Source organism: Nocardia sp. NPDC006044 (assembly GCF_042871115.1).
Taxonomy (GTDB): domain Bacteria; phylum Actinomycetota; class Actinomycetes; order Mycobacteriales; family Mycobacteriaceae; genus Nocardia.
Map to the genome: position 1 here is coordinate 2102215 of NZ_JBIAID010000001.1, position 25036 is coordinate 2127250.

The 25036-nt window shown below is 68.5% G+C and carries 23 protein-coding genes; 9 read left to right on the forward strand and 14 right to left on the reverse strand.

The window, feature by feature from the left end; genetic code table 11:
• Positions 1-8 precede the first annotated feature (8 nt).
• Both ACFYO1_RS09965 and ACFYO1_RS09970 read right to left on the reverse strand, forming a co-directional pair.
• Positions 9-761 (reverse strand): nucleotidyltransferase domain-containing protein, encoded by a 753-nt coding sequence (locus ACFYO1_RS09965; protein ID WP_387228932.1) that lies wholly within the window; start codon positions 759-761, stop codon positions 9-11.
• A 165-nt stretch (positions 762-926) separates the two neighbouring features.
• Positions 927-1517: a helix-turn-helix domain-containing protein gene (locus tag ACFYO1_RS09970; protein WP_387228935.1), complete on the reverse strand. Its 591-nt coding sequence runs from the start codon at positions 1515-1517 to the stop codon at positions 927-929.
• A gap of 79 nt (positions 1518-1596) precedes the next feature.
• On the opposite strand from ACFYO1_RS09970, the gene ACFYO1_RS09975 reads away from it, so the two are divergent.
• The gene (locus tag ACFYO1_RS09975; RefSeq protein WP_387228937.1) at positions 1597-2616 is read left to right on the forward strand and encodes an NAD(P)/FAD-dependent oxidoreductase; all 1020 of its coding nucleotides are present in this window, start codon (positions 1597-1599) and stop codon (positions 2614-2616) included.
• Between the two features lie 379 nt (positions 2617-2995).
• On the opposite strand, the gene ACFYO1_RS09980 is transcribed toward ACFYO1_RS09975, so the two are convergent.
• From ACFYO1_RS09980 to ACFYO1_RS10010, 7 genes are read right to left on the reverse strand one after another with little or no spacing between them, the layout of a single operon-like run.
• Positions 2996-5110, reverse strand: a complete 2115-nt coding sequence (locus tag ACFYO1_RS09980; RefSeq protein WP_387228939.1) for an MMPL family transporter — start codon at positions 5108-5110, stop codon at positions 2996-2998.
• Positions 5107-6306, reverse strand: a complete 1200-nt coding sequence (locus tag ACFYO1_RS09985; protein ID WP_387228940.1) for a peptide synthetase — start codon at positions 6304-6306, stop codon at positions 5107-5109. Before ACFYO1_RS09985 ends, ACFYO1_RS09980 begins: the two co-directional genes overlap by 4 nt.
• Positions 6307-6337: 31 nt before the next feature.
• Positions 6338-7384 carry an NAD-dependent epimerase/dehydratase family protein gene (locus tag ACFYO1_RS09990; protein ID WP_387228941.1) on the reverse strand — a complete coding sequence of 349 codons (1047 nt, stop codon included), beginning with the start codon at positions 7382-7384 and terminating at the stop codon, positions 6338-6340.
• On the reverse strand, positions 7381-7656 hold the full coding sequence (locus ACFYO1_RS09995; protein WP_387228943.1) for a hypothetical protein: 276 nt from the start codon (positions 7654-7656) through the stop codon (positions 7381-7383). Before ACFYO1_RS09995 ends, ACFYO1_RS09990 begins: the two co-directional genes overlap by 4 nt.
• Entirely contained in the window at positions 7653-9323 is a 1671-nt protein-coding gene (locus ACFYO1_RS10000) for a fatty acid CoA ligase family protein (RefSeq protein WP_387228945.1), read from the reverse strand. The genes ACFYO1_RS09995 and ACFYO1_RS10000 overlap by 4 nt, the downstream gene beginning before the upstream one ends.
• Positions 9320-10222 (reverse strand): hypothetical protein, encoded by a 903-nt coding sequence (locus ACFYO1_RS10005; protein WP_387228947.1) that lies wholly within the window; start codon positions 10220-10222, stop codon positions 9320-9322. The genes ACFYO1_RS10000 and ACFYO1_RS10005 overlap by 4 nt, the downstream gene beginning before the upstream one ends.
• Before the next feature lie 8 nt (positions 10223-10230).
• Positions 10231-11280 (reverse strand): 3-oxoacyl-ACP synthase III family protein, encoded by a 1050-nt coding sequence (locus tag ACFYO1_RS10010; protein WP_387228950.1) that lies wholly within the window; start codon positions 11278-11280, stop codon positions 10231-10233.
• A 548-nt stretch (positions 11281-11828) separates the two neighbouring features.
• On the opposite strand from ACFYO1_RS10010, the gene ACFYO1_RS10015 reads away from it, so the two are divergent.
• Positions 11829-13322 carry a flavin-containing monooxygenase gene (locus ACFYO1_RS10015; RefSeq protein WP_387228952.1) on the forward strand — a complete coding sequence of 498 codons (1494 nt, stop codon included), beginning with the start codon at positions 11829-11831 and terminating at the stop codon, positions 13320-13322.
• Here the strand turns inward: ACFYO1_RS10015 and ACFYO1_RS10020 are convergent.
• A complete protein-coding gene (locus ACFYO1_RS10020) occupies positions 13319-13984 on the reverse strand; it encodes a TetR/AcrR family transcriptional regulator (RefSeq protein WP_387228953.1) in 666 nt (221 codons plus the stop codon). The two genes, ACFYO1_RS10015 and ACFYO1_RS10020, sit on opposite strands and share 4 nt — an antisense overlap.
• A gap of 174 nt (positions 13985-14158) precedes the next feature.
• On the opposite strand from ACFYO1_RS10020, the gene ACFYO1_RS10025 reads away from it, so the two are divergent.
• Positions 14159-14923 carry a ferredoxin reductase gene (locus tag ACFYO1_RS10025; RefSeq protein WP_387228956.1) on the forward strand — a complete coding sequence of 255 codons (765 nt, stop codon included), beginning with the start codon at positions 14159-14161 and terminating at the stop codon, positions 14921-14923.
• 69 nt (positions 14924-14992) lie between these two features.
• On the opposite strand, the gene ACFYO1_RS10030 is transcribed toward ACFYO1_RS10025, so the two are convergent.
• Entirely contained in the window at positions 14993-15664 is a 672-nt protein-coding gene (locus ACFYO1_RS10030; RefSeq protein WP_387228958.1) for a TetR/AcrR family transcriptional regulator, read from the reverse strand.
• 168 nt (positions 15665-15832) lie between these two features.
• On the opposite strand from ACFYO1_RS10030, the gene ACFYO1_RS10035 reads away from it, so the two are divergent.
• A complete protein-coding gene (locus ACFYO1_RS10035) occupies positions 15833-17404 on the forward strand; it encodes a succinic semialdehyde dehydrogenase (RefSeq protein ID WP_387228960.1) in 1572 nt (523 codons plus the stop codon).
• Between the two features lie 30 nt (positions 17405-17434).
• A complete protein-coding gene (locus tag ACFYO1_RS10040; RefSeq protein ID WP_387228962.1) occupies positions 17435-18265 on the forward strand; it encodes an SDR family oxidoreductase in 831 nt (276 codons plus the stop codon).
• 2 nt (positions 18266-18267) lie between these two features.
• Here the strand turns inward: ACFYO1_RS10040 and ACFYO1_RS10045 are convergent, their stop codons facing one another.
• Positions 18268-19068 (reverse strand): putative protein N(5)-glutamine methyltransferase, encoded by an 801-nt coding sequence (locus tag ACFYO1_RS10045; RefSeq protein ID WP_387228964.1) that lies wholly within the window; start codon positions 19066-19068, stop codon positions 18268-18270.
• A gap of 115 nt (positions 19069-19183) precedes the next feature.
• A complete protein-coding gene (locus ACFYO1_RS10050; protein ID WP_387228965.1) occupies positions 19184-20053 on the reverse strand; it encodes a YdcF family protein in 870 nt (289 codons plus the stop codon).
• 224 nt (positions 20054-20277) lie between these two features.
• Between ACFYO1_RS10050 and ACFYO1_RS10055 the strand changes: the two genes are divergently transcribed.
• Entirely contained in the window at positions 20278-21129 is an 852-nt protein-coding gene (locus ACFYO1_RS10055) for a bifunctional 5,10-methylenetetrahydrofolate dehydrogenase/5,10-methenyltetrahydrofolate cyclohydrolase (protein WP_387228967.1), read from the forward strand.
• 7 nt (positions 21130-21136) lie between these two features.
• Here ACFYO1_RS10055 and ACFYO1_RS10060 read toward each other — a convergent pair whose 3' ends face one another.
• Positions 21137-21745, reverse strand: a complete 609-nt coding sequence (locus ACFYO1_RS10060) for a helix-turn-helix domain-containing protein (protein WP_387228969.1) — start codon at positions 21743-21745, stop codon at positions 21137-21139.
• A gap of 110 nt (positions 21746-21855) precedes the next feature.
• Here ACFYO1_RS10060 and ACFYO1_RS10065 point away from each other — a divergent pair, with 110 nt between their 5' ends.
• The 3 genes from ACFYO1_RS10065 (at position 21856) to ACFYO1_RS10075 (ending at position 24970) form a co-directional block, all read left to right on the forward strand.
• A complete protein-coding gene (locus tag ACFYO1_RS10065) occupies positions 21856-22674 on the forward strand; it encodes an MBL fold metallo-hydrolase (RefSeq protein WP_387228972.1) in 819 nt (272 codons plus the stop codon).
• A 199-nt stretch (positions 22675-22873) separates the two neighbouring features.
• A complete protein-coding gene (locus tag ACFYO1_RS10070) occupies positions 22874-24172 on the forward strand; it encodes an MFS transporter (RefSeq protein ID WP_387228973.1) in 1299 nt (432 codons plus the stop codon).
• A gap of 78 nt (positions 24173-24250) precedes the next feature.
• Entirely contained in the window at positions 24251-24970 is a 720-nt protein-coding gene (locus ACFYO1_RS10075) for a GntR family transcriptional regulator (RefSeq protein ID WP_387228975.1), read from the forward strand.
• Positions 24971-25036 lie beyond the last annotated feature (66 nt).

Genomic DNA, 25036 nt, shown 5'->3' on the forward strand with positions numbered 1-25036 from the left:
CGCGTGGCTCACTTCATCGCACCGTCGAACAGCGCCTGTGCTTCGATAATGGCCTGAGCCAACGACTTCGGGTCCGAGTCGAGTCCGCGGGCGATGCTGTCGACTTCCCGGAGTCCGGCCCGGTGCAGCAGCCGCTTTTCGTTGGTGGTCCATTCGCCGCGAGCGGCCAGGACCGCGTGGGCGGTCTGCATCGCGGCGATGACCACGGACGCCGCTACTTCGGCGGCCTGGCCGCGTTCGACGTAGGCGTTCTCGGCGTACTGCAACGTCATTGCGGCGCGGCTCTGCCATATCGGCGGCGCCGTTGTGCGTAGCGCCGGGGGATAGTCGGGACGCGGAAGGCTGCCGTGCAACACCTGGTTGATCGCCAGTTCGGCGACGACCAGGTAGCTGGGGATGCCGGCCAGATGGAACATCAGTGGTTCCCAATGGAATCGGCCCTGTCCGGCCTCGGTGAGTTCGTGTTCGACGACGTCGAGGTCGCGATAGTGCACGTCGACCTGGCGGTCGTCGATGGTGAACCAGGCGCCGCCGTTGAAGACGCCGCCGCCCCAGCCGCCGAGTTCGGAAACCTCACCGGGCCAGCCGAGTTCGCGGAGGTCGGTGGGGTCGAGGGTGTCCCGGTAGTAGATGGCGAGGTCCCAGTCGCTGTCCGGGGTGTGCGTGCCCTGGGCGCGCGAGCCGCCCAGCGTGACCGCTCGGACGCCGGGAACGGCGGCCAACCGGCCGGTGACGTGCTGAAGGAAGGTTTCGTCGGGCATGAGTGTCCTAGGTCGCAGGAGTGATGACGGATGCGGGCAGCACCGCCGGACGCTCGAACCGCTACTGCGGCAGCGTATTCGGCGGGCGCACTCGGCATCGGTCATCACTCCATGACATCGGATGGTACCGAGTGCCGGTGACGATCTCGAACTATTTTCTGACCATTACTTATCCGGCTGTTTGGGCCGGGCACGCAGGTGCGCGCGTTCACCCTGCTTGCCGAAAAGGCTGAGGAACTCCACGGATTCGGCGGTCGCGGCGCCGAACCAGTGCGGCACCCTGGTGTCGAACTCGGCGGCCTCACCGGGGGTGAGCACGAGGTCGCGTTCGCCGAGCACGAGGCGCAGCTTGCCGTTGAGCACATAGAGCCACTCGTAGCCCTCGTGGGTCTGCGGCGACGGTTCGGTGCGGCTGGACTTGGCCGGCAGCACCATCTTGTAGGCCTGGATGCCGCCGGCCCGGCGGGTCAGCGGGAGGATGGTCATGCCGTGCGCGGCCACCGGGCGCAGGTGGATGCGCGGGTCGCCGGTGGGCGGGGCGTCGACGAGTTCGTCGAGGGTGACGCCGTGCGCGCGGGCGAGCGGGAGCAGTTGCTCGAGCGTGGGGCGACGGCCGCCGGATTCCAGCCGGGACAGGGTGCTCACCGAGATGCCGGTGGCCGCGGACAGGGCGGACAGGGTGGTTTCGCGCTGCTTGCGCAGCGCGCGCAGCCGGGGCCCGACCGCGTCGAGGGCTTGATCGAGGTCGTCGTCCATGTCCACAGCTTGCCATATCGGCAACAAAGTTTGCAGATATGCCGGATGTGATCGCAGGGTGGTCGTGGAGGTGGTCATGATGACTGAACAGCTGAAAGACGGCTATGACGTGGTGGTGGTCGGCGGCGGCGCGGCCGGATCGAGCGGGGCGCTGATGCTCGGGCGGGCGCGGCGGTCGGTGGTGGTGATCGACGCGGGCGCGCCGCGCAACGCTCCGGCGAGCGGCGTGCACGGGTTGCTGGCCAGGGACGGGATGGCGCCGAGCGAGCTGGTGGCCCGCGGGCAGGCGGAGGTACGCGATTACGGGGGCGACGTCGTCTCCGGTGTGGTCGAGACCGTGTCCCGCGCGGATGACGGCTTCGTCGTGACCCTGGCCGACGGCCGCACGACGCGCGCGCGGCGGCTGCTGGTGACCACCGGACTGGTGGACGAGCTGCCGGAACTTCCGGGTCTGCGCGAACGGTGGGGACGGGACGTGCTGCACTGCCCGTACTGCCACGGCTGGGAGGTCCGCGACCAGGCGATCGGCGTGCTCGGCACCGGACCGATGGCGGTGCACCAGACCTTGCTGTTCCGTCAATGGAGTGACGACATCACCCTTTTCACGCACACCATGCCGGCACCGAGCGGCGCGGAGCTGGAGCAGTTCGCCGCGCGCGGCATCGCCGTGGTGCACGGCGAAGTAGCGTCGGTGGAGATCGTCGGCGATCGACTGGTCGGCGTGCGCATGCGCGACGGCCGGCTCGTCCATCGCGCGGCACTCACCGTGATGAGCCGGATGTCGGCGCGCACCGATTTCCTTGCCGGACTCGGGTTGCGGCCAGCCCAGCACCCGTCCGGTCTCGGCGAGCACCTCGTCGCGGACGCGACGGGCCGCAGCGCGGTGCCCGGCGTGTGGGTCGCGGGCAACGTCACCGATCTGTCCGCACAGGTCGGCGGGGCCGCGGCGGCAGGCGCTCTCGCGGCCGCGCAGATCAACGCGGACCTGGTCACCGAGGACACCGAACGAGCGGTGGCGAAGTATCGGAACACGTTCTCCGCCGAAAACGAAGCGCGGGTCAGCGAATTGGTGTCGGCCGATCGTCGGCACGGTATGTGAGCCGGGGAATGACCGGCCGAGTGTTATGCCTCGGGAATCGGAATCAACTCGAGGTGCTCGGCGACTTTGGGTGTCTTGCAAGCACTCCGGCCGGTCACCGAATTCACCCCGCCCTGGTGCGAAACCAGGAATCTGCCACATACACAGCGCATATAGCGCACCGCCCCGTGCGTTGAGACAAGCATCGGCGATGGCCAGGAGCAGGAGGGGCAGGCGGCGGACATGGGAGCTAAGCCTGGAGAGCGATCGAAGGTATTGCAATCTTCATCGCGGCGTGGCGACTGATCGGTATGAAAAATATTCGGCGGACAAGATATTCATTGATGTTCCAGATGTTTTCGGGATCCGGTGTGGCGCTTCGACCGGGCCCCAGCATGATTCATGGAATTGGTGCTGGTTGTGCTGCGGGTTCGACGGTGGCGGCGATTCGGCGGGGGCGCCGGAAGGGGGTCCACCAGTTGGCGGCGCCCATGAGTTCGACGAGGGCGGGGACCAGCAGCATGCGCACGAGGGTGGCGTCGATCAGGAGGGCGATGATCATGCCCAGGCCGAGGAAACGCATGGGGGTGAGCGGCGAGAGGGTGAAGGCGCCGGTGACGATGACGAGCAGGGTGGCGGCGGCGGTGATCACGCGGGCCGTCTTCAGGGTGCCGATGCGGACCGAGGCCGCGGTGCCTGCGCCGGCGTTGTGTGCTTCGACCATGCGGGAGAGCAGGAAGACCTCGTAGTCGGTGGAGAGGCCGAAGACCACGGCGATGATCAAGACGAGCATGCCCGCGGCGAGCGGACCGGGGCTGACGCCGAGCAGGTTCGCCAGGTGGCCGTCGCCGAAGATCCAGGTGAGGACGCCGAAGGTGGCGGCAAGGCTGAGAAACGCCATCAGCACGGCCTTGAGCGGCAACACGATCGACCGGAAGGCCGCGAAGAGCAGCAGAACGGTCGCGGTGACCATGGCGAGGATCATCCAGGGCATGGCGTGCACGATGGAGCGGACGCTGTCGACGGTGGCGGCGGTGTCGCCGCCGATCCGCAGGACGGTGCCGTCCGGGGGAGTGAGGGCGCGGATGTCATGGACGGTGGCCGAGGCGTTTTCGCTGCGGTCGGTCGCGGTGAGGAACGCGTGGAAGACGACGAAATCGTCGGCGCGTCCCACCTGGAGCACCTGCCGGACACCGTCGACGTGACTCAGCGCGGTGCGCGCGGCGTCGACCGCGGCGGACTGCGGCGGGCCGTCGGTCCCTTGCAGCACCGCCGTGACGCCGCTGCTCGCGGCGGGGAACCCGGCGGTGAGTTCCTCGACGGTGGTGCGCATCTCGTTGCCCGCCGGTAACGCGCGATGATCGATGTCGCCGAGTTTCGCGCCGGTCAGCGGCAGGGCGAGGACCAGGAGCGCCGCGCCGACGACGATGGCGACGAGGCCCGGCCTGCGCAGCACGGCGTCCACCACCCGGCCCCAGAATCGCTCGGTGCGGTCCCTGTTGCCCGCCTTGCCGATTCGGGCGCCGAACAGCGCGAGCATGGCCGGCAACACGGTGAGCGAGAGTCCGGCGGCGAGCGCGACCGCGGCGATGGCGCCGAAACCCAGTGAGCGCAGCACCGCCTGCGGGAAGACGAAGGTGCCGGCGAAGGCGCAGACCAGCAGCAGCGCGGAGAAGGCGACGGTGCGGCCTGCGGTGGCGCAGGTGCGTTCGATGGCGGACTCGACACCGCGACCATCGGCGAGTTCTTCCCGGAATCGGGTCACCAGGAACAGCCCGTAGTCGATGGCCATGCCCAGCCCGAGCAGCGAGGCGATATTCACCGCGAACGTGCTTACCTCGGTGAATTCGGTGAGGACACGGATGGTGCCCATCGCACCGAGCACGGCGAGCACACCGACCGCGACCGGCATCGAGGCCGCGACCAGACCGCCGAACACCAGCACCAGGATGAGCAAAGTCAGTGGCAGCGAAAGGGATTCGGCGCGCACCAGATCGTGCTGGGACTGACCGTTGATCTGGGTCGCGAGTGCGCTGTAGCCGGACAGTTTCGTATCGATGCCCGGAACCTTCAGTGCCGCTTCGATATCCGGGTAGGCGGTGACCCGCCGGTTGTCGTCGCCGGCGAGAAACACCGCCGCCAGTGCCTGCCGGTTGTCCGCGGACTTCAGGAACTGTTGCCGCGGCGGGACGCTGTTCCAATAGGTTTCGATCGGGCGCTGGAGCAGGGCCGGATCGATCCGGGACAGCGACTGCCGCACGCGCGGGCCGATATCGTCCAGGGTCTCGCCCGCGGGCGCGGTGTAGAGCGCGACCGCGTCGGGCGTTTGCGGGCCGAAGTGGTCGCGGACCAGCCGGTCGACCGCCGCCGATTCGCTGTGCGGGTCGGTGAATCCGGCGGCGCTCACCTTGTCCGCGGTGTTCATGCCGAGCAACCCGAACAGCAGCATCACCCCGGTCACCACGGCCAGCACCGTGCGCGGCCGGGCGAGGACGAACCGAGCCCAGCCGGTCATCGTACCGGCGAATCTTGCGGCGCCAGATCGGCTTCCAGTGTGACGGCGATCTTGTCGAGCAGGGCCTCCAGCCGCGCCTCGACGCCTTCGCCGTTGCGACAGGAGACCGTCAGATCGATCTTGCCGCCCGACTCCATCATGCCGAACAGGAGCGGCATCGCCCCGCTGTGCTGCGGCAGCACCCGCATGGTGCTCGGTGTCCAGCCGGGCACCGCCAGCTCGTCCAGGTCGAACCTGCCCATGTGGGACACGGTGGCCGACACCATGTTCCGGTTGAACCGGGCGCCGATCCAGTTGCTGAACCGTAGTACGGCGCGGATCACGGCGGGCGGGAACTTCGACAGACCGCCGTTGTCGAGCTGATTCAGTTCGGTCTTCTGCTGCAATCCGGCGCGCATGCGGGCGCTGACCGTCTCCCAGCTGTCGCCGGGCTCGACATCGAGAAACAGTGGCAGCGCCAGGTTTCCGGTCGAGCGCAGCGCCGGATCGTGCCTGCGCAGATCCACCGGCACCATGAAGCGGGACTTGGCGCCGGTCTCGGCGGCGAGGATCGCCGCTACCCGGGCGACCATGCCCTTGCCGGTGGCGTGCACAGTCCGGTGCCGCAACAACCATCGTGACGCCGCCGGATCCTGCCGGCCACGTCCAGTGGGCGCCGGGTAGGTCGGCAGCACCAGCGTCTGCCTGCCCGGCGCTCCGACCCGCGCCACCAGCTCGGCGTCGGAGATCGGGTCGGGCGCCCCGACCGGGGCCACGCCGCGCAGCGCGCGCAGCACGTCGTCGACCCACATCCGCATACCCATCCCGTCCATCACTCCGTGGAAGACACGGAACACGACGGTGGTTTGTTCACCGGTGAGCAGCAGCACCTCGGTGGTCCGGTCGGGGGTGGGGCCGATCGGACTGTTCAGGACCTCGTCGTTCTCCAGCGTGGCGTAGTCGAGTGTCCACCCCGGCACCACCCGGACCTGCGCCGGGACGCCGCTGTCGACCCAGTACTTGCCGTCGCGGACCAGCCGCGCACCGGGATTCGCCGCCGACGCCACATCGACGGCGCGCTGCACCGCGGCGGGGTCGAGGGTGCCGACACCGTGCACGACCATGTGCATCAGGAACGGCGGCGACAGCTCCCTGGTGAAGAAGTACAGGCGCTCCGTGGGCGAGATCTTCCGGCGGAAGACGGTGTCTGGGTTCATGTTTGCCTCCGGTGACGACTGGGGGAGTGGCTCAGCGCAGATGTCGGGTGAGTTCTTCGGCGCCGCCCTGGGTTTCGAGCCACGCGAGGAAGGCGGCCAGCCCGGTGTTCCGATCGACGACCGGCCGGTAGCCGAAATCGCGGGTGGCGGCGGTGGTGTCGTAGGTCGCGCTGCGCGTCATGAGCGCGACGGCGTAGCGGGACAGCGGCGGCGACCAGCGGGCCGCGACGGCCGGTATGCGCCAGAGGGTTTCGATGACGTTCACCACGCCGTTGATCACCTTGGGGTTCGGCTTGCGGCTCGGCGGCGCGTAGCCGAGATCCGTCGCCACGGAACCGAGGAACTCCCAGACGTTCGTCTTCTCGGCATCGGCGACGAAATACGCCTTGCCGCCCACCGCGTCCGAAGCCGCCGCCCGGACGCACGCTTCGACGATGTTGTCGACATGGCACAGCGAGGCGTAGACGGTGCGGCCGAACGAGATGTCCGGCAGCGTCCCGGCGGCGGTCTTGCCGAGCAGGCGCACGATCGGACCGGACCGGTCGCCCGCGCCCCAGATCGCCCGGGGGCGCAGCGCGCAGGTGGTGAATCCTTCGGTGTTCGCGGCCAATACGGCGCGTTCGGCCGCGGCCTTGGTCTCGGAGTAGAGGTTCAGGTACCGCCGCGGATAGGGGACCGACTCGTCGATGTCGAGCTGATCGCCGCCGTCGTAGGCCATCAACGCGCTGGGGCTGGAGATGAAGACGAACCGGGACGCGCCGCCGCGCCGAGCGGCGTCCAGGAGTCGTTCGGTCGCTCGAACGTTCTCCGCCCAGAACTGTTCCCGGGTGCCGCGCTCGTCCACCCGTGCGGCACTGTGGAACACGATGTCGACGCCATTGGTCGCCGCGACCAGCGAGGCCGGGTCGGTCAGATCGCCGTAGACCAGCTGCACCCGATCGACGTCCGCGCCGAGGTCGGCCAGCTTGCTGGTGCGCCGCACCAGGATCGAGACATCGTGCTCGCCGTCGCGCACCAGCCTGCGGACCAGCGCGCCGCCGAGGAACCCGGAGGCGCCGGTCACCAATACCTTTGTCATCGCGTCTCCTGCGTTCGCCACCAGGTCATTCCGAAGATCTGCGTCAGCACGGCCGTCTCGACGGGGGAGCGCCCCGAACCCTCGGCCGCCCGCAGCGCGGGCCGGATCTGCGCCGCGTGCACGACGACGCTGAGGAACGCGTCGATCCACCACGCGGCGCGCAACAGCCGGTTCCGCGGCACCCGATCGGTCGCGACGGCGAGGACGCCGCCGGCCAGGTACAGCCAGCCGAGCACCGGAATCGCCCGCAGGGCCGTCGTTTTCCCGCTCATCCGCGCTTTCCGATCTGCCCGGCCGCCCACTGGGACAGCTGCTCGCGGCCGATCTTGGCGTTGTGCCGGATATCGACCGGGAACCCGGGATGGCTGAGGAAGTCGGCGATCGGGCGGGTGAGTTCGAACTCCCGTCCGCGGGCCCGCAGCGCGGCCCCGACCGCTGCGCCGTCGGCCTCGGGCTTCAGTTCGAAACACAGCACGGGCCGTTGCGCTCCGCGCGCACCCACACCGACCAGGGCGGTGCGGGCAACGCCGGCCACGGTATTGAAGATCTGCTCGACCTGCACCGTGAACATCGGCCCGTCGGCCGTCTCCACCCGCTGACTCTTGCGCCCACAGAACCAGATTCGGCCCTCGGCGTCGATTCGGGCGAGATCGCCGGTGCGGTGCCAGATCCGGTCGCTGTCGGCGATCTTGCCCTGCCGGTTGGCTTCCTCCGGCCAGTAGTAGTGCGTGCTGACATTCGGCCCAGCGACGACGAGTTCGCCGATGCCGCGCGAGCTTTCGAGCTCGCCGGCCAGCTCCTCGACCCGCGCCCAATCCGGAATCGCCGCATCGGTGATCGCGACGACGCGCGCGTCGATCTGGTCGGCGGCACGCCCGATGCAGGTGCCCTCGCCCCGATGCGCCCGCTCCACCAGACCGCCGAACAGTTCCCGCGATTCGATGAGCGACATCGGCAAGGCCTCGGTCGACCCGTAGCCGGCGAAGATCCGCACGTCCTCGGCCAGCACCTCGCGCAACCCGGCGATGCACCAGTCCGGCACGGGGGCGCCGCCGGAGTAGATGCTGCTCAACGTCTTCAGCTCGATCGGCTGCTGCTGGAGATGACGCAGCAGCGGAATCAGCAGGGCGGGGGAGGCGAACATGGTCCGCACCCCGAACTTCTCGATCGCGTGCGCCACATGCGCCGGGTCGGTGGAACCGACCTTGCTCGGGATCAACGGCGGTAGCACGCAACGGGATCCGAGCAGCAGGTCGAGAATTCCGACCAGCGGCAACGTGATCAGCGAGGTCTCCGGCGCCACCTCGCCGCGCGCGGTGTGCACCTGGTCGATCATCGAGGCCAGATTGCCGTGGGTCAGCTCGACCGCCTTGGCGGGTCCGGTACTGCCCGTGGTGAATCCGATGACGAGCACGTCGTCCGCGGGGGCGGGCACCCGCTGCGGTGCGGCGCCGGACGGCCTGCGGCCCCACGCCGCCAGCCGTTCGCCGCGCCAGAACCAGCGCTTGCCGACGGTCACCGTGGTGCGCACCTTGCGGAAGCTGCTCCGGAACAACACCCGCACGGCGTGCGCGGGCGGTATCCCGATGAACGCCTCCGCCTCCACCGCGCGCAGGCAGTGCACCATCTTGCGCAGGCCCATGCCCGGGTCGATCACCACGGGCACGGCGCCGATCTTCAACAGCCCGAACAGGATCGCGTACAGCTCCGGGCTCGGCAGCACCAGCACGATGGTGCGGGTGCCCGAGCCGACCCCGGCCGCGGTGAGCCGCTCGGCGATGGTCTCGGACCAGTCGTCGAGCTCGCGGTAGCTGACGTGCCGGTAGGACGGCAGGTCGCCCGACGTTCCGTCGGGGTAGATGACCGCCTCTCGATCCGGTTCCGTGCGCGCGAACGCACGGAACCGGTCGATGGCGGCCCAGTAGGTCGCCGAGGTCACGCAGCCGCCCCGGCGAGCGCGGGCAGCCGGTACAGCACCGCCGCCGCCGACGGACCCGCGCCCGCCGCGACGAACAGCACGTGGGTGAAATCCTTCAGCGTGTCCGCGATGACGGCCCGGTCGTAGGCCTGCGGCAGCGACGCGGTGTGCGGGTCGCCGTCGGTCAGGTCCGGCGTGCGCACCGAATCCTGGTCGATGCCGAGAACATCCGCGAGCCGTTTGGGAAACTCCACGGTCGGCGTCGAGGCGATGAGCGCCGTGCCGGCCAGGTCCGCGTGCTCCGCGAGCGCGGCCTTCGCGGCCTCGGTCGCGACGCTCAGCAGCCGATCTTCGAAGTCCGGCTCCCGGTCGACGGTCATCAGGCCGCGGCCGACACTGCCCATGGCGGCCGTGTCGACATACGCCTCGACCGCCGGGGTGCCCTCGCCGTTGACCGTGTGCACCGTGCCGAAGCCGTCCGGCTCGTCGGTGTAGTCCAGCAGCAACGCGGCTCCCGAAGTGGCGTACGGGAAGTCGTCCGCGGCGGCGGTGCGGGTCATCGACGGGTGGCCGTCGCCGGCGACGATGAGCACGTGCTCGGCGCTGCCGGTCGCCAGCAGCGAGGTGGCCACCTGCACGGCGTTGAGCACGCCGGTCGCGCCGTTCATCAGGTCGAAGGAGAAGGTCCGCGGGTCGTTCTTCGCGTACTCCAGGCCGATGCCCGCCGCCTTCTGGATCAGCGCGGACACGGCCGGTTCGACGGTGTTCGAGTCGCGGAAGACCCCCGCGTTGATCAGCACGCCGACCTGGTCGGGCCGCACCCCGGCCCGCTCCAGGCTCTGCTTCGCGGCCAGGCCGCTGTTCTCCACACTGCTTTGCGTTTCCCGGCTGATGCCGACGGATTTGATGCGCACGCCCATGACTGACCTCAGACCTTCAGCGACGAGATGGTGGTGGACAGGAAGCCGGTCACGATGCCGGAGGCGGCCGGAATCATCAGCAGCTTCGAGCCCGCCGGGATGTTCTGGTCGCTGAGCTGATCGTGCAGGACGATGAAATGCGAAGTGGTGGAGGTGTTTCCGTACTTCTCGATGACCCGCAGATCCGGCGGCATCGGGGTGCCGAACTCGCGCTCGCAGATGGCGTTCATCCACGGAATGGCGGCCGCGCCGAACTGGTGGTGGATGACGTAGTCGAACTGCTCGTCGGCGAAGGTGCGGCCCTGGGCCTGGAGGTAGTTGATCTGGCTGTTGGTGCCCAACAGGAAGCGGTCTTCGTTGTGCATTTTGCGGTTATCGGTGTACAGCGCAACACCCTGGCTCTTGTCGCTGGGCATGCCGAGACACAGCTGCGAGTACTCCGCCGCGGTCATCATCTCGATGTAGTGGATCTTGTCGTTGTCGTCGACGGCCTCGTCCAGCACGACCGCGGCGCCCGAGTCGCCCACCGACAGCGACGCGAACTGCAGATCGTATTTCTCCGAAATCTCGGCCACCGCGGTGTCGGCGATCGGAGTAATGGCCTCACCGCTGACCACCATGCCGTTGCGCACCGCACCCGAGCGGATCATCCGGTCCAGAATGTAGGTGCCGGTGAGCATTCCGGCGCAGGCGTTCGACACATCGAACGTAATGGCCTTGGACGCGCCAATAAGACGGCTTATCGAACCGGCGAAGGACGGTTCCATGTACATGCGGGTGGCGTGCTTGCTCCGCGTGATGGAGGTGGAGATGATGACGTCGAGCTCGCTCGCGTCGTAGCGCGACCTGGATAGACAGTCCTCGGCGGCCTTCATCGCGATCGCGAAGGAGTCCTCGTAGCTGTCCGGGTTCGTGTCGTGCACCCGGCGTTGTTTCACGCCGGTAATTTTTTCGAGATCGAAAGACGGGGGTTCCTTGAGCCGGGAGAGCAGCTCCTGGGTCGTGACGATATTCGAAGGCAGATAGGCGCCGATGGATTCGAATCGAGAATGCGACACGCGCGCTCCTGGAAATCGTGGAAAGAAACGGTTCCGGATCGTCTCTGATCTTCGGTGCGACGGACACTACCCGACGGTAACTAGGAACGCCTATGGCTCGGGTGTTGGGGTGAGCGACAGTGTGAGAGTAAGTGTTTCGTGAGGTATCACTAACTGGTGACCGGCTGGCTATGGAGGTGGAACAGTGCCGCTGCGGCATGAATTTTGCGGGTCGCCAATGGTTTTCGGGTCCGGTGCGCACCGGCCGGGCGGCGCTGTGTGCGGCACGGAACTCGCGAGTTGGCAAATAGTCAGCTAACGCAATGTTCGAGAGCGGGGAATGGGTGGTGCGCCGCCGTGATGTGAGTGAGTTCACTGCGGGCCGGGCGGCGGGATGCCGTTCGGTTCCGCTCGGGACGGTCCTCTCGTTCAATGCTTAACTACGTTGCGGCCGAACGGAATCCGTGCACGGCGCGCGACGTATACATCCCACGATTCATCCGGCTGCGCGGAACCGACTGTCTGGGTCGTAGGCTGGGCACGCACCCCGCCTAGCCGAGGAGACAGCGATGACAACCGCTACCGAGCACATCGATGTGCTCATTGTCGGGGCCGGACTGTCCGGCATCGGCGCGGCCTATCAGTTGCAGCGAGCGTTCCCGCGCCGGACCTACGCGATCCTGGAGGGGCGCGCGGCGCTCGGCGGGACCTGGGATCTGTTCCGGTATCCCGGAATTCGCTCCGACTCCGACATGTACACCCTCGGTTACCGGTTCAAGCCGTGGCTCGGGGAGAAGTCGATCGCCGACGGCGACACGATCCTCGACTATGTCCGGGAGACGGCCGCGGAGAACGGCATCGATCGCCACATCCGGTTCCGGCACCGGGTGCTGCGCGCCGAATGGTCCTCGCCGGACAACCGCTGGACCGTGACCGCCGAGCGCACCGACACCGGCGAAACCGTCACGCTCACCGCCGGTTTCCTGTTCTCCTGCTCCGGCTACTACCGATACGACGAGCCGTATGTGCCGGAGTTCCCCGGTGCCGACCGCTTCACCGGACCCGTGGTGCATCCCCAGTCCTGGCCCGCGGGCCTCGATTACGCGAACAAGAGGGTGGTGGTGATCGGCAGCGGCGCCACCGCGGTCACCCTCGGGCCCGCGCTGACCGAGCAGGGTGCGCAGGTCACCATGGTGCAGCGGAGTCCGAGCTATATCGTGTCCCGTCCGGCCAAGGACAAGATCGCGATGAAGGTGCGCCGCTACCTGTCGCCGCGGGCGGCCTATGCGGTGATCCGGGCCAAGAACGTGGCCTTCACGACCACGATGTATGAACTGAGCCAACGTTATCCGGCCTGGATGCGCGAACGCATCCGCGGCCTCCAGCAACGCTGGCTGCCGCCGGGCTATGACATCGACACCCATTTCACGCCCCGTTACGACCCGTGGGATCAGCGACTTTGCCTGACTCCCAACAACGATTTCTTCCGGGCCATCCGCAAGGACAAGCTGGAGATCGTCACCGACCGGATCGAGACGTTCACCGAGACCGGCCTGCGCCTGGCCTCCGGCGCGACGCTGGACGCCGACATCATCGTCACCGCAACGGGATTGAACCTGCTCGCGTTCGGCGGCATGGACCTGGTGGTGGACGGCAAGCCGGTGAAGCTGTCGGAACGCATGGCCTACAAGGCGATGATGCTCTCGGACGTGCCGAACTTCGCCTACATCATCGGCTACACCAACGCCTCGTGGACGCTCAAGGCGGATCTGGTGTCCGAGTACGTGGTTCGGTTGCTCCGGCACATGGACCGGCACGGTTACGTGCGCTGCATGCCGGTGGGTGACCCGTCGGTCGGCGCCGAATCGTTGTTCGCCGACTTCAATCCCGGCTATGTGCTGCGGTCCGCGAGCGAGTTCCCGATCCAGGGCGACCGGGCGCCGTGGCGGTTGCGGATGAACTATCTGCGCGATCTGGTCACGCTGCGGCACGGCTCGGTCGCCGATGACACGATCAGTTTCGCGCGGGCCGGGCATCGCGCGCCGGTGGCGGTGGCGGACTAGGCCTCGGTACGCACCGAAGAACGGGCGCGGGCAATGTGTTCCAGCACGGTCGCGGCGTGGTCGTCGAATCGCGCGCGGGGGACCGGGATCTCGCCGTCCAGCCAGGGCCGGTAGAGGTAGGCGAGGGCGCCGAAGATGGCGCTGGCGTTGAGGGCGTTGTCGTGTTCGTCGGGTGGTGCGTTCGAGTAGTCGCCGGCGCCGATCGTCAGAGCGATCGGCGCCGTGAATAACCCGATCAGTTCGTTGGCGCGGGGCATCAGCACCGGGGTGGCCTGCGATTCGACGAACATGATCCGGCCCCGGCGGCGATCGTCGACCAGGTAGTCGGTGAAGACGCCGACCAGATGACGGAACATGGCGTCGCGTTCGATCGGCGCCTCAGGTAACGCGTCGAGTAATCGGTCCCGCGCGCCGAGGACGACGGCGTCCAGCACGGTGGTGAGCAGCGCGTCCAGGTTCGCGAAGCTCTCGTAGAAATAGCGTTCGGTGAGCCCGGCCTGCCGGCACACGCCGCGCATCGAGGTCTCGGCGGCGCCCACGGTGGCCATCAGCTCGGTGCAGGCCTCGATGAGCTGCTCACGGCGTCCGGCGACCCGATCGGCGGGGGACCGTCCGCGCCAACGGCGCATGCCGGGGATGGACCCGTCGTCTTCGGCGACCATCCCGCCATCTTCTCACAGGCGAGATACCGACCTCGGGCGATGTTGACAGCGTCTGATGTCATCAATAGATTGCCAGGATACTGGGCTTCGTTGCCGGTGCTGGGCTTCGCCGATCAGAGATGAGGGTTGCGAGATGGGCTCCACGGTGTGTGCGGATCAGGCGAACGCGGTCGCGTGACGGTCGTCGAGGAAGGGTATCGGGCGGGTTCCGGGCTGCGGATGATGGCCGCCGACGCGCACCGGCGGACGTTCGTGGAAGCGGATGTGGCGCAGTCGGTTTCGATGCCGCAGGTCGTCATCGATCGGATCGAGCCGGAGGCCGACGGGGTGGTCAGCCTGGTCTTGACCGATCCGCACGAGGTGCCGTTACCCGCATGGTTGCCCGGTGCGCACCTCGACGTCGTGCTGCCCTCGGGCAGGCGGCGGCAGTATTCGCTGACCAGTGATCCGGCCGATCGAGGGCGATACCGAATTGCCGTGCGCCACATCGCCGATGGCGACGGTGGATCGGCCGAGATCCACGCGCGGTTACGCGCGGGTGACCGGCTGTCGGTGCGTGCGGTGCGCAACACCTTCCCGTTCATCGAGGCGCGGCAGTACCTGTTCGTCGCCGGCGGCATCGGGATCGCGCCGATTCTCTCGATGGTCCACGCGGCCGAACGCGCCGGAACGCCGTGGCGGCTGATGTATTTCGGTCGTTCCCGGGCCCGGATGCCGTTCCTGTGCGAACTGGCGCGACTGACCGGCGGCGATGTGGTGGTGCGCCCGGACGACGAGTTCGGCAGGCCGAACCCGTGGATGATCTTCGAGCAGGCGCCGACCGGCGCGGCCGTATATGTCTGCGCCCCACCGCCGTTGGCCGAGTCCGCGCGACAGGTGCTGTCGCTGCACGACCCGACGGCCTCGCTGTACATCGAGCGTTTCGCGCCGGTGTCCTGAAACCTGTGGACTCGGCGACCAGCGTCGTTCGCCGAGTTCGCGGGTCGGCACGCGGCCGGCCCGCCGCGATCACACCGGGAAGATGCCCGGCAGCCGCATCGCGTATTCGAGGTCGGTGCGGGTGCCGAGGGTGGTCAGCAGGACGCGGATCATCGTAAGCCGTCCCGCGGCAACCGTTTCCGGGTCCGGCTCGCCGCCGGGTTCGGTGCCCGCGGAGATGCGGTAGACGATGTACTCGCAGACGTGCAGCGCCGCATCGAGATCCAGCGGGCTGGGCACCGGGCGGCCGAGTTCGGTGAATCTCGCGCGGACGAGGGCGCGGATATCGTCCAGCGCGCGTTCGCGATACGCCGAGACCGGCGAGCCGGGGTCGTGCAGTTCGGCGAACAGCGGGCGCAGCATCGCGCCGTGCCCGCCGGCCCAGTCGAGGTAGGCGTCGATGAGGCGGATGCCCAGGTCGACGGGTTCGTCGGTGCCGGTCAGCGCCAGCCGGATGCCGTCGACCAGGCCGTCGTTCGAGGTGTTGAGCAGCACGTGCAGCGGCTCGGTCGCGTTGCCGAAGTAGCGGTAGAAGGTGGGGCGGGCCAGTCCCGCCTGCTCGATGATCTGCGCGACGCTCAGCCCGCGCGACCCGTTGCGGGTGAACACCTCGGCGGTGGCGAGCACGATCCGGGCGCGGACCTCCTCGGCCTGCTCCTGCGTCTGCGGCGGTCGGCCGCGCCGCGTCGTCGCCTCGGTCATCGCGCCTCGTGGACATGGTGCCGGCTCACAGCGAACCGCCGGTCATGTCTGTGTTCCATGACGAAGAGCTTGACACGAGGTGTGGCACGCCTATTAATCTAACACTAGTGTTCAGTTAAAGGCGGGTGCGCTTCCGGCTCGTCCGACCGTCCGATGAGAGGGCCGACAATGACGACCGCCTCCCAGCTCGCCGCCGCCGACGCATTGCCATCGTCGCTGGTAGAGCCGTTGCTTGCCCGCGCGGTCGCCGGTGGCGCGCCCGCGGTCGAGGTGTTCGCGCCGGCCACCGGACGCAAGCTGGCGAACCTGCCGCAGTCCTCGGTCGCCGACATCGAACGGGCCTTCGCGACGGCCCGCGCGGCGCAGCAGGAGTGGGCCCGCCGCCCGATCCGCGAGCGCGCCGCAGTGCTGCGCCGCTTCCACGACATCGTGCTCGCCGAGCAGGACACCATCCTCGACATCGTGCAGACCGAGACCGGCAAGTCGCGGGCGCACGCCTTCGACGAGGTCGGCGATGTGGCGGTCAACGCCAGGTACTACGCGCAGGTCGCCGCGAAACTGCTGGCCACCCGCAAACCGCGCGGTGTGCTGCCGGTGCTCACCCAGGTCGACGTGCGGCACCGGCCCAAGGGCGTGGTCGCGGTGATCTCGCCGTGGAACTACCCGCTCGCGCTGGCCGCCTCCGACGCCCTGCCCGCCCTGGTCGCGGGCAACGCGGTGGTCGCGCGCCCGGACAACCAGACCGCGATCACCGCGCTCTGGGCCATCGATGCCGCCGAACGGGCCGGCCTGCCGAAGGGGTTGTGGCAGGCGGTACTCGGCCGTGGCTCGGTGATCGGGCACGAGGTGATCGGCCGCGCGGACTACGTCGACTACACCGGTTCCAGCGCGACCGGCCGCACCATCGCGCAGCAGGCGGGCGAGCGGCTCATCGGCTACTCGCTCGAGCTCGGCGGCAAGAATCCACTGGTGGTGCTCGCCGACGCCGACGTGTCCAGGGCGGCCAAGATCGCCATCCGCGCCTGCTTTGCCTCGGCCGGGCAGCTGTGCGAATCGATGGAGCGAATCTATGTGCACGACAAGGTGTATGACCAGTTCGTCAGCGAATTCGTCGAGCACGTCCGGGGAATCGCGCTCGGCGGCGGGCTGAACTACGACAACGACATGGGCTCGCTGACCTTCCCGCGCCAATTGGACACGGTCCGTTCGCATGTCGACGACGCGGTGGCCAAGGGCGCGACGGTGCTGGCCGGCGGCAAGCACCGGCCCGATCTCGGCCCGTACTTCTACGAACCGACGGTGCTGAGCGGCGTGCGGCCCGGCATGACCGTGTACCGCGAGGAGACCTTCGGCCCGGTCGTGTCGATCTATCGGGTCGGCAGCGACGACGAGGCGGTCGAGCAGGCCAACGACACCGCCTACGGCCTGAACGCCAGCGTCTGGACCAAGGACATCGGCCGTGGCCGCGAGGTCGCGGCGCGGATCAACGCCGGTTCGGTGAACGTGAACGAGGGCTTCATCGCGGCCTGGGGTAGCGCCGACGCCCCGTCCGGCGGGCTCGGCATCTCCGGCACCGGACGCAGGCACGGCGCCGAGGGCCTGCTGAAATACATCGACACCCAGACCATCGCGGTGCAGCGGATGCTGCCGATCGCACCGCTGCCCGGCATGTCCGAGGAGCTGTGGGCCAAAACCATGACGCTCTACTTCGGGGTCATGAAAAAGCTTCGGCAGAAGTAACTTTCAGCAGAATCGACAGGACAGGAACGGATGAGACTCGACACGGTTGCGGGCAAGAAGGTGCTCGTCACGGGCGCCGCGATGGGCCTGGGCAAGCTGTTCGCCGAGCGGGCGGTGCGCGAGGGCGCGGCCGCGGTGGTGCTGTGGGATATCAACGAGCTCGCGCTGAAGGAGACCGCCGCGGAGCTGACCGGTCTCGGCGGCACCATCCACCACTTCGTGGTCGACGTGTCCGCGCCGGACGCCATCGCCGAGGCGGCGGAGTCGGTCCGCGCCGAGGTCGGCGCCATCGACGTCCTGGTCAACAACGCGGGCATCGTCCGGGGCAACAGCTACTTCTGGGAGACGGAGAATCGCGGCGACATCGAGAAGACGATGGCGATCAACGCGCACGCGCCGATGTACGTCACCCTCGAATTCCTGCCCGCCATGGTGGCCGGCTCGGCCGAGGCGCGGGTGCTGACCATCGCGTCGTCCGCCGGTCTGGTGTCGAATCCGCGGATGAGCGTGTACGCGGCGTCCAAGTGGGCGGCGCTCGGCTGGTCGGATTCGGTGCGCATCGAGCTGGAGCAGGCGGGGCACGAACACGTCCGGGTGACGACGGTCTGCCCGACCTACATCAACACCGGAATGTTCGACGGCGCCAAGGGATTCCTGTTCACCCCGATCCTGGAGCAGGACGAGGTGGTCGACACCTCGTGGCGGGCGATGAAGAACGGCACACCGCTGGTGATCCTGCCGTGGACCTCGCGGCTGAACAAGGCGTTGTCCGGCATCCTGCCGATCAAGTTGCGCGACCTGTTCCTCAACACCGTCGGTGTCTACCACTCGATGGACGAGTTCACCGGTCGCAAGAAGTAGGGCTAGCGGGCGGGTCTGGTGCCGATGACGACGGTGGCGTAGTCCTCGTCGGATTCGGCGATCCGGCCGGTGAGCCCGTGCTCGTTCAGCACGTCGAGCGCGACCGGTGCCTGCGTCTGACTGGATTCGATCAGCAGGTGGCCGCCGGGAGCGAGCCAGGTCCGGGCGCCCGCGGCGACGCGGCGGAAGATGTCCAGGCCGTCCGGCCCGCCGTCGAGGGCGGCGCGCGGTTCGTGGTCGCGGGCTTCCGGCGGCATCCGCTCGATCAGGCCGGACGGGACGTACGGGGTGTTGGCGAGCAGGATGTCGAGGCAGCCGTGCAGTTCTTCGGGCAGTGGCTCGAACAGGTCGCCCTGGTAGACGGGTGCGCCGATCGGCGTGAGGTTGCGCCGAGCGCACTCGACGGCCGCGGGGTCGACATCGGCGGCGGCGAGCGTGACCGCGGTGTGCTCGGCGGCCAGCATCGTGGCCAGCGCCAGACCCAAAGCGCCTGAGCCGCAACATAAATCGACGACAACACAGTGACGGTCGCGGGCGCGGACCAGATCCGCGGCGACGTCGACGAGAAAAGCGGTGCGCTGGCGGGGCACGAATACACCCGGCGCCACCGCGACCCGCAGGCCGTGGAATTCGGCCCAGCCGAGCAGATGTTCCAGGGGAGTGCCGGCGACCCGCTGCGCCACCAGGGCGTTCAGCTCGGCGCCGGTTTCCGCGGCGGCGGCGGTGAGCAGGCGGGCCTCGTCCTCGGCGAAGACGCATCCCGCCGCGCGTAAGACCTCGACCACCTCGGTGCTAGCTGCCATCACCCGGACATCCTGCCGTGCCGGCGCGCTGTCGGGCCACTGGATTTCCCGGTGCTGCCGGTCCGGACCGCCGCGCACCCGGGATCCGCGCGGACCCCGGATGCGGGCGCTGAGCTCAGCGCGAAGTGTCCAACTCGAACGTGCGGGTGGCGTCGAGGTAGATGCCGCGCTGGGACTGCCGGGCCGGCGGCGGCAGCTGGGAGACCAGCTGTTCCAGCGAGGTGGTCGCGCCGACCACCTGGGTGCCCGCCACGATGAAGTCGGCGACCGCGCGCCGGATGTGGTTGGGCGAGGTGACGACCACCGCGCTGGTCGCGCCGGCCTCGCGCAGCTTCTGCGTGCCGAACAGCGCGTTCTGCACGGTCGACCCGGCCCGGCCCTCCACGCTGATCCGGTTCGGTGGCACGCCGTGGCCGATCAGCCAGCCCGCCATCGCGTCCGCCTCGGGGATGCCGTTCTGCGGATTGCCGCCGGTCACCACGATGGGGGACATGGGTGCGGCGATCGATTGCAGCCAGGCCGCGGTCAGCCGGTTCACCAGCTCGGGGCGCAGCGCGCCGTCGGGCAGCAGGCCGTAGCCGAGGACCACGATGCCGGTCTGCGGGCCGATCAGCGCGGGCAGCGGATTCGGCAGCGTGCCGACCGCGGCGCCGATGGCGTCGAGCACGTGGGTCGTGCCCGCCGCCATGCCGGGATCGACGACGTTGAGCCGGGCCATCGCGTCGGCGAGGGCGGGCAGGTCGCCCGCGTAGTGCGACCAGATGGCCTGCAGCGAAAGGGCGTCGGCGTCGCCGGGGTCGGCGCCGATCAGGGCGCGCAGGTCGGCGCGGCCGGCGACGTCGTTGCCGTCGGTGAAGTTGCGCTGGGCGGAGTTGTAGAGGGCGTCGGTCTCACCGGCGTGCGCAGGGACGGCGGCCAGGCCGGTGACGATGACGGCCGCGAACAGGGACGCGGCCAGATGTTTCCAGTGCCTCGAAATCTTCACTACAGTCGACACCTTTCCGCGAAAATGCTGAGGGCATAGAACGGGTAGGGCACGTGCTGGCAGTTAGCCGTGGGCAAGCATGATCACGATACGGCGGCGTGATCTGGAAATCGCGTATTTGCCGGGCGGATTCTGCGGCTTATTTCGGGCATCGGGACAAACCGGGCGCGGCTCGTCGGGCGCGGTCGCCGCGTCGTACGGCGGCCCCGATAAGGTGTGACAGCGTGGATACCGTTTCGCTGACCGGCAAGGAACTCGCCGCCGCCATCAACGCCGACACCAAGCAACGTGCCGCCGCGCGCGCCGAGGCGGGCGCCGCGCCGCGCCTGGCCCTGATCGTGGCGAACGACGACCCGGCCAGCGCCTGGTATGTGAACTCGCTGCGCAAGGCCGCCGAGCGTCTCGGGATCGCTTGCGACACCGTCGATCTCGGTGCCGACGCGACCGCGGACACGATCCGCGCGGAACTCGCCGCGCGCAGCGCGGACCGCGCGACCGACGGCATCATGCTGCAGACGCCGTTGCCGGCCGGCATCACCCTCGAAGACGTCAGCTCGGCGATCGCCGCGACCAAGGACGTCGACGGCGTGAGCCCGCTGTCGCTCGGCCTGCTCGCCTCCGGGCTCGACGGGTTCGTCGCCGCGACGTCCGAGGCGGTGGTCGAACTGCTGAAGCATCACGAGATTCCGCTGTCCGGTCGGCATGTCGCGGTCGTCGGGCGGTCCAATGTGGTCGGCAAACCGCTCGCGCAGCTGCTGCTCGCCGAAAACGCCACGGTCACCATCTGTCACTCGCGCACGACCGATCTGCCCGCGGTCACGTCGGCGGCGGACGTCGTCGTCGCCGCGGCGGGACGCATCGGCCTGGTCACCGGCAAGCACGTGCGCGAGGGCGCGGTCGTCATCGATGTCGGCACCAACGAAGCCGCGGATGGCAGCATCGTCGGCGATGTCGACGCCGACTCGGTGCGCGGCAAGGCCGCGGCCCTGAGCCCGGTCCCCGGCGGGATCGGCCCCGTCACCACCGCGCTGCTCATGCGGCACGTCGTGGTCGCCGCGGAGAAAGCCGCGAACTAGCGGCCGATCAGGTTCGGCGCGTGATGACCATGATGTATTCGCAGCGGGCATTCGTCCGGTTGGCGAAACCGTGGTCCGCGTCGGCCTGGAAGAACAGGGAGTCGCCGGTGTTCAGGGTTTCGATGATGCCGCCGATCGCGACGGTGAGGGTGCCGTCGAGCACCACGAGCTGCTTCTCCGTGCCCGCCGGATAGGCGGGCAGCAGGCCGGTCGAGACGTGCGCGGGGAGATGGTGGACGATCATCTCCGCGCCGCTCGCACCCGGGGCCGCGGACACCATGTGCCGTTCGAAACCGGTTGCCGGGTCACGGAATACGGGGCGTTCGTGCCTGCGCAGGGCGACGGCCACACCGGATCCGCCGCCGGCCGGTCCGCCGATCAGGTCGGAGAGCGACGCGTCGAGCGCGTGGGCGATCTTGGACGCGACCCCGATCGTCGGGCTCTTCTCCCCGCGTTCGACCTTCGACAGCATCGCCCGGCTGACCGAGGACTGTACGGACAGTTGCTCCAGCGTCAGCCCGGCCTCCTCGCGGCGTCGCCGCACGTTACCGCCGAACGCGCCGGCCAGGTCGTCGCGCGGCGGTGGTTCGGCCGCGTTCGTGTCGTGCTGGACCACCTTGCTCCTCGATCGATGGATGCTTTGCGCGCACAGTCTAGCTTTCTCCTAAAGAAGATGTACTCTTCTATCGGAGAGGCGCGCGAGGCGCCGCACCTGATGGAGGTTCCATGCGTTTCAGCTCGAGTGGCCGGCACCATGCCACGTTCGAATTCGGCGATCTGCAAGTGATTTCGTTGCGCGACGGGTACATCGACATGCCGCCGACCCGGCTCCGCGACGAGGACGGGTGCGTGCTCGTGGCGCTGCCGCCCGCCGTCCCGCTGGTCGGCGACAGCTTGAGACTGTCGGTGAACGCCTTCTTCGTCACCGACGGCACGCGGTCGGTGCTCGTGGACACCGGCGGGTCCGACGTCTGGCACGACCCGACCATGGGATTGATCTACACCGCGCTCGACGAGGCGGGCGTCGACCGCGCGCGGATCACCGATGTGGCCATCACGCACCGGCACGAAGACCATGTCAGCGGGCTGATCGCGCCGGACGGTTCGGAGGCGTTTCCCGGACTCGAGCGGGTGTGGATCGGCGCGGGCGACGCCGAGGTGTTCACCGGGCGGCTCGCGCCGATCCGCGACCGGGTCGTTCCCGTGTCGGAACGGGTCGCGATCAACGACTGGGTCACCGCGATCCCGGCGCCGGGCCACACCCCCGGTCACACCGTCTACGAGATCCGCAGCGGCGCAGGCCACCTGCTCGCCTGGGGTGACACCGTGCATGTGCCCACGCTGCAATTCGATCGGCCGAACGTGGCCTGGGAGTTCGACGGTGACCAGTCCCAGGCCCGCGTCGCGCGAGCGGGCCTGCTCGAACAGCTGACCGGGCCGCACCATTTCGTCGCCGGCGCGCACCTCGACTCGCCTGGCATCGCCCGCGTCACCCCTGCCGGTGACGGATACGCGCTGGAATACCTCGCGCCACCGATCGGCTGAACCCGGCACTAGCGCATTTCGGCCATCTCCCTTCGTCGCGTCTGCGAAGCTCTTGTGCGTCAGGTCACAGCATGAGTAGCATGCCACTCATCAAGTGAGACATGTTACTAATCTAGGTGGCATGCCATCGCAGCTTGTGGCTCTGTGCTGTGGAGGAAAGAAGATGGACCGTGCGATCCCTCGTATCGAGGGGGAAGTCATGCAGGCGAACGCAATCCGGAAGATCACCCGCCGGGTGGTGCCGTTGCTGGTGATCGGCTACATCGTCAGCTATATCGACCGGATCAACGTCAGCTTCGCCAAGTTCGGCATGGAGGAGACGTTCGGCATGAGCGCGACCCAGTACGGGTTCGTGGCCGGCATCTTCTTCGTCGGATATGTGCTGGCCGAGGTGCCGAGCAACATCATCATGACCAAGGTGGGCGCCCGGATCTGGCTCAGCCGGATCCTGGTCACCTGGGGCCTCATCGCGGCGCTGACCGCGTTCGCGACCAGCGTCGAGATGGTCTATGTGCTGCGCTTCCTGCTCGGCGTCGCGGAGGCGGGCTTCTTTCCGGGCATCATCGTCTATCTCGCCCGGTGGTATCCGAATGCCCAGCGCACCAAGGTGATTGCCACCGTGATGGTAGCTATTCCGGTGGCCAGCGTGCTCGGCAGTCCGCTGAACGGATGGATTCTCGACACCTTCGACGGCGCATTCGGATTGGCCGGCTGGCGCTGGATCTTCATCGTCGGCGGCGTGCCCGCGATCGTGCTCGGCGTGGTGTTCTTCTTCCTGCTCACCGAGTCGCCGGACAAGGCGAAGTGGCTCGACGACGCCGAGCGTGCGTGGCTGAAGGAAACCTTGGACGCGGAGAACGCCGAGCGCGCGCGGACGGCGCCGGCCGGTCATCTCGCGGCGCTGCGGGACAGGCGGGTGCTGGCCCTGTGCCTGGCCTACTTCCTGTTGCTGTGCGGGGCATATCCGCTGGCCTACTGGATGCCGTCGGTGGTCAAGGAGGTCGGGCACGGGCTCACCAGCTTCCAGATCGGCTGGCTCTCGGCGATCCCGTTCCTGCTCGCCGCGATCGGGATGTACATCACCGGGCGGCTGGTACGTAACGACCGTTCGGCGCGGCCGGTGCTGATCGCGCTGGGCATCTCGGTGGTCGCGTTCACCGTGACGGCGTTCGCGCTCGGCTCGCCGCTGCTGGCGTTCACCGCGATCACCGTGGCGACCATGGCCGCGCAGACGGCGAAACCGCTGTTCTGGTCGGTGCCGACGGCATACCTGGCCGGCGCGGGCGCGGCCAGCGGCATCGCGTTGATCAACTCGCTCGGCAACGCGGCCGGGTTCGTCAGCCCGTATGCCTTCGGCTGGATCAAGGACGCGTCCGGCGGGCACACCAGCGTCGCGATCGCGGTGATGATCTCGGCCAACGTCGGGGCGCTGGTGGTGGTCGGCGCCATCGCCGTGCGGACCCGGGCCCGTCGCGCCGCGGCGATACCCGCCGCCTGAGCGGCTATGCTGGGGAATCGCCCGAGGTCGGTGTGCCACGGGCGATTTCCCATTGCTTTCGCTCCATGAAGAGGTGCCTTGTCGCAGGACGCGGTTGACAGCAAGTCCGAGCAGATCGCTGCCGAGATCCGGGACGCGATCCGGCAAGGGCGGCTCGAGCGCGGCATCCTCTACTCGTCGCGGGAACTGGGCGAACGGTTCGGGGCCTCCCGGACGCCGGTGCGCGAGGCGCTGCTGAAGCTGGCCGATCTGGGCCTGGTCAAGATCGAGCGCAACCGCGGCGCCCGGGTGCTCGGGCAGGACGGTCGCGGCATCGTCGACCTGTGCAGCCTGCGCGTGCTGCTGGAACCGCCGGCCTGCCGCAGCGCCGCCGCGGTGCTGACCAGCCGCGACGACGAGGCCATGCTGGCCGAATACCGGATCATGGAGCGCACCGCCGACGGCGGCACCGAGTACTTCGCCGCCGATGAGCGCCTGCACGAACTGATCCTGCAGGCCAGCGGCAATCGGCGGTTGGCCAAGTTCGTCAACGAGCTGCGCCAGACGCTGGCCCTCGACGGCAGGCACAGCGTGCCGCGCTATCAGCCGGTGGATACCGCGCTGAAAGACCACTGGGACATCATCGACGCGCTGCGCAAGCGCGACGGCGTCGGCGCCGAGCGCGCGATGCGCAAGCACCTGGTGCGTTCCGGTGATCTGCTCGTCGCGCACAGCAGCGACGACAACCGCGGCCTGGTCGCGGAATGGCGGCGCTGGGTCTCGGTGTCGGTGCCCGAGGGCGATCAAGTCACCTACTGACAGTTCGGTTCGAAACTGGCTCGGGGTCACCCCTAACCGAGTGTTGCATGCTACTCACAATGAGTA